Raw genomic sequence first — 2890 nt, 5'->3', positions numbered from 1 at the left:
GGGGGCGCGGTTAGCGTTTTGGGGGTGCGTATGTGCGTGCCGGGCGGCTGTTCCGCCGGGGCCGGCTTTGCGTGGGTGCGCATCGTGACGCAGGTGGGGGAAACGCCGGGAGGTTGCCGATGGGCTACGAGAGCTGGCCGCAGTACGAGGTGTCCGACGCCGACATCGCGCAGGTCAACACGCTGGTGACCGAGCTGGAGAAGGCCGGGTGCGATCCGGGGCTCGGGCTCTTCCATGACGGGGCGTGGGAGCTGCTGGAGGGGCTTCCGGCCGGGCTGCGGTGTTTTCTGGAGGACTTCCGGCGCGAGGAGAGCGCCGGGGCGTGTGTGGTGCGCGGCTTCCCCGTGGACGATGTGGCCGTCGGGCCGACGCCGGGGAGCTGGAGTGTGGCCGCCGCCTCGACCAGTACGCGCCGCGAGGAGCTGCTGCTCGGGCTGCTCGCCCGCTGCCTGGGGGAGGTGTTCGGCTGGTCGGGGCGCCAGGGCGGGCGGATGGTGCAGGACGTGCTGCCCGGCCGGGCGCACGGTGGCGCGGTTCAGCGGGAGGAGTGGCACACCGAGGACGCCACCCATCCCTACCGCTGCGACTATCTGGCGCTGCTGGGGATCCGTAACCCGGCCGCGGTGCCCACCACGCTCGCCTCCGTACGGGATGTGCGGCTGCCCGCGCCGCTGATGCGGGTGCTGTTCGAGCCCCGGTTCCAGATCGCCTCCGGTGCCGGGCCGGTCGCCGTCCTCTCCGGCGCGAGGGACGCCCCGTACCTGCGGATCGACCCGGGTGTGATGGGCGGCGCACCCGGGGACCGGGCGGCCCGGCACGCGCTGGGGGCGCTCATGGCCGAGCTGGAGCGCAACCGCAGGGACGTCGTGGTGGATGCGGGCACCCTGCTCGTCGTCGACAACTACCTGGCCGTGCACGGGCGGCCGGCGTACCCGGCCGGGCCCGGCGGTAGCGGGCGGTGGCTGAAGAAGGCCCATGTCACGCGGGATCTGCGCAAGTCCCGTGCGGTGCGGGCCTCGGCGGCCGGACGGGTGCTGCTCAGCGGGTGAACGCGCCGGCCCGGGCCGCGGCCAGCGCGGTGCGCGCGGCCCGCAGCGCGTCCTGCTCGCTCGGTACGGCGCCGGTGACCACCCGGTGTGCCAGCGGCGCGCACACCGCGCGGACGGTCTCGGCCGCGTCCGTGCGCGCCGGCAGCTCGCCCGCCGCCACCGCCCGGGCCACCAGCGGCGCCCAGGCGGCGTCGCAGGCCCGGTAGAAGCGGGCCAGCGCACCGGCCGTGGGCGGATCGAAGGTGGCGGCCGCGATCGCCGCGCGCAGCAGCGCCGCCTGTGCCGGGTGGGTCAGGGCGTGGCGGACGTGCAGGGCGCACGCGGCGAGGTCCGCGGCCAGGTGGCCGGTGGTGGGGCGGGGCAAGGCCGGGCGGGCGGTGGCCTCCTGAAGGAGGTCGGCGACCAGCGCCGCCGCACTCCCCCACCGGCGGTGCACGGTGGTGCGGCCCACCCCGGCGCGGGCGGCGACCTGGGCGAGATCCAGGCCGGTGAATCCTTTCTCGGTCAGGATCTCCCCGGCGGCCGCCAGCACCCGGGCGCGGGTGCGCGCGGTGCGGCCCCCGGGGCGGACCGTGCCCGCCGCCCCTTGTGCCACCGGGTGCCGGTGGCCGCCGGGTATGTGTGCACCCTCCATCAGCGGCTTCTCCTCCAACTCCCTGCGACCAGCGGTGAGTTCAGCGGGACTCGGGGTGCGGCCAGGAGGTCTGGCCGGTCAAGGTGTCCAGCGGTGAGGGCGTGGGCAGGGAGCCGGCGAGCAGGCGCAGGGCGGCGTCGGAGGGGGTGTCCGGTTCGGCGCTGTAGGTGAGCATCCGCTGGCCGGAGTCGTCGGCGAGCTGCATGCTTTCGAAGGCCAGCTGCATCGCGCCGACCAGGGGGTGGCGCAGCTCTTTGGTGCCGTAGGTGCAGCTGCTGACCGGGTGGCGTGACCACAGGGAGGCGAACTCGGGGCTCTTCATGGCCAGTTCGCCGATGAGTTCGGCCAGGTGCCGGTCGTCGGGGTGGCGGCCGGCGGTCAGGCGCAGCGCGGAGACGGACGTACGGGCCTCTTCCTCCCAGTCGCCGTACAGGCGGCGGGCGTGCTCGTCGAGGAAGAGCATCCGGGTGAGGTTGGGGCGGTGTTCGACCGTGTCGGGGGCGTGCGGTTCCAGGTGGCCGCCGAGGAGGGCGTGGCCGAGCGGGTTCCAGGCCAGGACGTCGTTGCGGCGGTCCACGACCACGGCCGGGACCTCGCCCATGGCGGCCAGGAGCTGGCGCAGCGCCGGGCGGGCGTGGGCGGGGCGCGGCGGGCTGGGGCGGCGTTTGGGGCGGGAGGGTCGGGCGAGGTCGCGCAGGTGGGCGCATTCGTCCTCGCTCAGGCGCAGGGCGCGGGCGATCGCGTCGAGGACGGCGTCCGAGGCGTTGGTGTTCTGGCCCTGTTCGAGGCGGGTGTAGTGGGTGACGCTGACGCCGGCGAGGAGGGCGAGCTCTTCGCGGCGCAGGCCCGGCACGCGCCTGCGGCTGCCGTGGGGGGTGAGGCCGACCTCCTCCGGCTGCAGCCTGGCGCGGCGACTGCGCAGGAAGTCCCCCAGCTCGGATGGTGTGTCCATAGAGCCAAGTGTCCCTGATGTCACCAGGAGTTGGGGAGCGGGAAGGTAGTCATGTCGTGACCAGTCTTACGGGAACCATTCCCCGGCTGGGTAGCCAGAACAGAGGGCTGGGTAGTCAGCCGCGCCGGGCGCACGCTTCTGTTCCGTAACCCCCAAGCGGATCGGAAGGGAGCGCTGACCATGTCGGCGGTTGATGAGGTGTCTGTTGCTGGTGGTGTGCGGGGGGTGGAGCCCGGGCCGCCGACGGTGATGACG

3 protein-coding genes are annotated in these 2890 nt (G+C 74.4%); 1 reads left to right on the top strand and 2 read right to left on the bottom strand.

The genetic code is table 11. The features are described from left to right. The first annotated feature begins 119 nt into the window (after nt 1–119). Complete coding sequence (locus IEZ01_RS33610; RefSeq protein ID WP_189205529.1) at nt 120–1049, top strand: Fe(II)-2OG oxygenase family protein; 930 nt, start codon at nt 120–122, stop codon at nt 1047–1049. Here IEZ01_RS33610 and IEZ01_RS33605 read toward each other — a convergent pair. Both IEZ01_RS33605 and IEZ01_RS33600 read right to left on the bottom strand, forming a co-directional pair. Continuing rightward, nucleotides 1039–1683, bottom strand: a complete 645-nt coding sequence (locus IEZ01_RS33605; protein WP_189205527.1) for a TetR/AcrR family transcriptional regulator — start codon at nt 1681–1683, stop codon at nt 1039–1041. The two genes, IEZ01_RS33610 and IEZ01_RS33605, sit on opposite strands and share 11 nt — an antisense overlap. A 40-nt stretch (nt 1684–1723) precedes the next feature. After that, nucleotides 1724–2635: a helix-turn-helix domain-containing protein gene (locus IEZ01_RS33600; protein WP_019891733.1), complete on the bottom strand. Its 912-nt coding sequence runs from the start codon at nt 2633–2635 to the stop codon at nt 1724–1726. Between the last annotated feature and the right edge of the window lie 255 nt (nt 2636–2890).

Source organism: Streptomyces purpureus, assembly GCF_014648195.1.
In the GTDB taxonomy this organism is placed as follows: Bacteria; Actinomycetota; Actinomycetes; order Streptomycetales; family Streptomycetaceae; genus Streptomyces; species Streptomyces purpureus.
This window is presented reverse-complemented; position numbering and strand designations above follow the sequence as displayed.